General features: G+C 48.2%; 3 protein-coding genes and 1 pseudogene. 2 read left to right on the forward strand and 2 right to left on the reverse strand.

Annotated elements, in window-relative coordinates:
* Nucleotides 1–836, forward strand: a pseudogene (locus Q0668_RS18290) (hypothetical protein); the annotation flags it as partial.
* 187 nt (nt 837–1,023) lie between these two features.
* Nucleotides 1,024–1,971 (forward strand): hypothetical protein, encoded by a 948-nt coding sequence (locus Q0668_RS18295; protein ID WP_298867261.1) that lies wholly within the window; start codon nt 1,024–1,026, stop codon nt 1,969–1,971.
* A 344-nt stretch (nt 1,972–2,315) separates the two neighbouring features.
* On the opposite strand, the gene pckA is transcribed toward Q0668_RS18295, so the two are convergent.
* Nucleotides 2,316–3,902 carry a phosphoenolpyruvate carboxykinase (ATP) gene (pckA, locus tag Q0668_RS18300; protein WP_298867263.1) on the reverse strand — a complete coding sequence of 529 codons (1,587 nt, stop codon included), beginning with the start codon at nt 3,900–3,902 and terminating at the stop codon, nt 2,316–2,318.
* A gap of 184 nt (nt 3,903–4,086) precedes the next feature.
* The coding region (locus Q0668_RS18305) for an NAD-dependent epimerase/dehydratase family protein (protein ID WP_298867265.1) at nt 4,087–4,708 on the reverse strand (622 nt) is incomplete at its 5' end.

The raw sequence follows: 4,708 nt of genomic DNA on the forward strand, positions 1-4,708 counted from the left end.
CCGGTGACGGAAACGGCAACCGTCCAAACCGACCCGGTGACGGAAACGGCAACCGACCAAACCGACCCGGTGACGGAAACGGCAACCGTCCAAACCGACCCGGTGACGGAAACGGCAACCGTCCAAACCGACCCGGCGACGGAAATGGAAACCGACCCAATCGCCCGGGTAACGGAAACAGGCCGAATAGACCGAATCGGCCACGCCCACCAAGACCTCCACATTGGGACTTCCATAAACATCACCCCAATTACGCACGTTGGAATTGGAACCGTCCTTACCGTTGGGCCACATGGGCAGGTTTAGCCACCTTCTTCCCCTGGAGTACCGGTGGGCAGGAAATCTACTATAACTATGGCGACAACATTTACTATCAGGATGGCGAAGTCTATCAGGACGGTAATCCAATTGCTTCGACAGAAGAGTATGCAGAACAGGCGCAAGAGCTTGCAACCAGCGCACCGGAACCCACCGATGATACCGAATGGATGACGCTCGGCGTGTTTGCTGCTACTGCAAAAGATAGCGATTCAGGTGCCGACCCTGCATTCTACTTGCAACTGGCAGTCAGCAAAGATGGTATTATTGGTGGAACAGTTCACATGAGTGAAACCGATAAAACTTCGACGATTGAAGGCATGGTCGATCATAAATCGCAAAGAGCGGCCTGGACCATCACAGGTAAAAAATCGCCCATCATGGAGACAGGCATTGCCAACCTCACTAAAGATGAGGCAACAGCCTTATTGCACTTTGAAGATGGTACGACTCAACAATGGACTCTCATGCGGCTGGAAGAACCTGAGGAAGATCAGAAAAAAACATCCTCAAAGTGAAAAACATAAAGATCGACCGTTGTGTCGAATTCAATTGCGAACAAACTAATGGAATTCGACACTCGGTCATTTTTTAATCCATGCCAGTGAAATCGTTCAGGGCTACGTTTCACCTTGAATCGCCCGTCTGCATTTTACAAACTCTGATAGGCCAACCAGAATCATCACATCTGAAGAATAACAAAACATGATTTTTCAACTCAGAATCATATTGCTATGTCTGGTGATTGCATCTGTTTCAGAAACGAAGCCACTGCAATCTGTATTCGCCGAGATGCCGCCCAATGGCAACGCGGTGATCCGTCGCAAAGCAGGTCCTTCGGAAATCGTCATCACGACAACAAACCGTCTGGCAGGTGCGATTGATTCACTTACCTGGAATGGAAAAGAATTCATCGACAGCTATGATCATGGCCGACAACTGCAGTCCGCCGCCAGCTTCAACCTCGGCTCGACCGATCCCTTCTGGGCTGAACGTTATAACCCGACCGAAGCGGGCTCCCGATTAGATGGAGCCGGAAAAACCTCGTCCAGCAAACTCCTTTCCCTTCGAGCACAGGGAGCCGAACTGCAAACAACGTCCCGCATGGCATTCTGGCTGGCGCCCGGTCAGAAATCTTCCGGCAGACTGGCACTCAATAACAAGATCCTCTCAGATCATCTCATTACCAAAAAAGTTCGCATCGGATATAAAAAACTTGACAATGTCATTGAATACCAGGCTACCTTCACTGTTCCCAAAAACGAACAGCATAATTACGCCCAGTTCGAAGCCCTCACCGGTTACATGCCCGAAGAGTTCGAGAAATTCTGGACGTTTCGTCCAGCAAACGGCAAACTTGAGCCGCTAAGCGACGGTCCGGGCGAGCAGAAATTTCCCGTCGTCTTAAGCACAAACAATGGCCAATACGCAATGGGGATTTTTTCTCCAGATCAACCATCAAAGGGTTATGAACAGGCCGGCTATGGCCGCTTCCGCTTCAATGCAGCTAAAGTCGTCAAATGGAATTGTGCCTTTCGCGTTCGCAACAAACAGGAAATTAAACCAGGCAAATATTCCTTTCGCATGTTTGTCGCTGTTGGCACTCGAGAAGACGTCAGGCGAGCACTTGCCTCACTTGTCAAAGAAGAATAAAAAAACGTGAACTGAGGAAAGGGAACAATCTCCATTCAAAAAGTAATTTTGGCCGCTCCGCATGTCACCCGATTGCCAAACGCACTGTTTTCACCTGACCTGCATCATCAAAATAATATCTCAAGACCAGTCGCCACTGTTTCAGTAATTTAAGCGACATTCCTGGACACATTCGATTCAAGCGATTTGATCACCACCTCAGCAATGCGAATGTGTGCATTTCCGTCACAGTGCCAGTCATGACATACTTTTTCTCTGCGCTCTTGCTGAGCTTCAATGGAATCAACAAAAAAACGAGCGCAGCAATGTACAAGGTTCTCGCATCATTAAGAACTATTCAAAACTTATACCCGTGGCGCCGCCGCTAGGACTTCTTTAGACACACCCGACGCGTATTTCACGAAGTTCTCATTGAAGGCTGATGCCAGCTTGACCGCGGTTGCTTTGTAGGCACTCTGGTCGGCCCAGGAATGCTGAGGAACTAACATTTTATCATCCACATCCGGACACTTCGTGATGGTTGCTGTTCCAAAAATGGGATCGATCTCGGTCGGAGCGTCATTGAGCTTACCGGAATGAATGGCATCTATGATCGCCCGAGTGTGCTTCAGGCTGATACGACTACCAACACCATACGCACCGCCATTCCAACCCGTGTTAACCAGCCATACATTCGCATTGGTTTGCCTGATTTTCTCCGCTAATAAATCGGCATATTTCCCCGGATGCCAAACCAGAAATGGTCCACCAAAGCAGGGTGAAAATGTCGCTTCCGGCTCATTCACACCGACCTCCGTGCCGGCAACCTTCGCAGTATAGCCACTGATGAAATGATACATAGCCTGCTCAGGTGTCAGTTTACTGACTGGAGGCAATACACCAAAAGCATCACAAGTCAGGAATATCACATCGGTAGGATGATCAGCGACGCACGGAATTTTTGCGCTGCTGATGAACTCAATCGGATAAGCACCACGCGTATTTTGTGTTAAGCTGGTATCATTGAAGTCCACATGATGATGGGCTTCATCATAGACTACATTTTCCAGCACTGCCCCATAACGCAACGCTTGAAATATTTCCGGTTCATTTTCCCGCGAAAGATATATCGCCTTGGCATAGCAACCTCCCTCGATATTGAAAATGCCATTGTCGGTCCAGCAATGCTCATCGTCCCCAATCAGATACCGCTTATGGTCGGCTGAGAGCGTCGTCTTACCGGTTCCGGAAAGACCAAACAATACGGAGGAACGACCTGTTTCTCGATCTGCGGTCGCAGAACAGTGCATCGAGAGAACACCCAGCTTGGGCATCAGGTAGTTCATCACTGTGAAAATACCCTTTTTCATTTCTCCCGCGTATTCAGTTCCAAGAATTACAATCTCGCCGTCTTCGATACTTAAATCCACACTGGTTTTGGACGTCATGCCGGTCGTGAAACGATTCGCTGGAAATGTGCCTGCATTGTATATCACATAATCGGGTTTGCCGAAGTCTTTAAGTTGTTCCGGAGTAGGTCGAATTAACATGTTATGCATAAATAATGCGTGATAAGGCCGCGAACAGATCACGCGCACTTTTATCTGATGTTCAGGATCCCAGCCTGCGAAAGCATCAATCACATACAGATGCGGACAGATATTCAGATAATCGGTGGCCCGTTCACGGTTGCAGTAGAACGCATGCTGATCTAACGGATAATTCACATCGCCCCACCAGATATCATCAGCCGACTTTTTATGCTTGACGACCCGTTTGTCTTTGGGAGAACGGCCCGTCTTTTCACCCGAATAGGCTATCAAAGCACCCGTATCCGAAATTGAGGCACCCGGTTCGAAGCGAATTGCTTCTTCATATAACATCGAGGGATCGGGATTCCGCATCACCCATTCCACGTTGATGCCATGCTCCGAAAGATCAAACGACTCCATTACTTCACTCCATTCACTTTAATTATTTAGATAGAAAATATTTAGAATATTTTGATAGATTCTTACCCTTCGCTGCGAGACTGTAGAGAATTATCTTCAAAAACGAGGGCTGGCGTCAGTGTAATCTCTCGCGTGAGTTTCCCCAAGAGAGATTCGCACCTTTGTGTCCTATTTCATCAAAGCATCAGGAACCTGAAGACAATCGTTTCAGTTCAGGCTGCATACGCCGCATGGCCTCTTCAAAGTTGACGCTGGGTTGATAGCCAAAATCATGACGGGCACGGCTGATATCATAATAATGTGAACTACTGAGTTGCGATGCCAGAAATTGAGTCATCGGCGGCTCACCCGCAAGAGGCAGTACTCGATAAATAAATTCCATTACAGCCCCAACTCGTCTCGCAGCTTTTACAGAAATCTGCTTTCGGACTGGCGACAATCCAGCCGTCGTCAACAGTTGATTGATCCACTCCCACAACAGAACAGGATCAGGCTCATTGATAAAATAGGCCTGCCCTCCCACTGGAGAATCATAAAACAAGCGGGATGCAACCTGTAAATGCGCTGCAGCCGTATTCTCGACATAACTCATCGATACCAGATTGGTCCCGTCACCCACCTGTCGCAAGCGACCCGATTTTGCACGTTGGATTAATCTGGGAATCAAATGATTGTCACGAGGCCCCCAGATTAAATGAGGTCGTAATGCAACCGTTGCGAATCCGTTTGTACCATTGGCAGCCAAAACTGCTTTTTCTGCCAGCATTTTTGTATGCGGATAGTGGCAAAGATAGTGATCGCTATAC

Origin of the sequence: uncultured Gimesia sp., assembly GCF_937910335.1 — a bacterium.
Lineage (GTDB): Bacteria > Planctomycetota > Planctomycetia > Planctomycetales > Planctomycetaceae > Gimesia.

Excerpts from the sequence above, each read along its gene's own strand:
- Q0668_RS18295 (WP_298867261.1), top strand. The coding sequence starts at position 1,024 with ATGATTTTTCAACTCAGAATCATATTGCTATGTCTGGTGATTGCATCT.
- pckA (WP_298867263.1), bottom strand. The coding sequence starts at position 3,902 with ATGGAGTCGTTTGATCTTTCGGAGCATGGCATCAACGTGGAATGGGTG.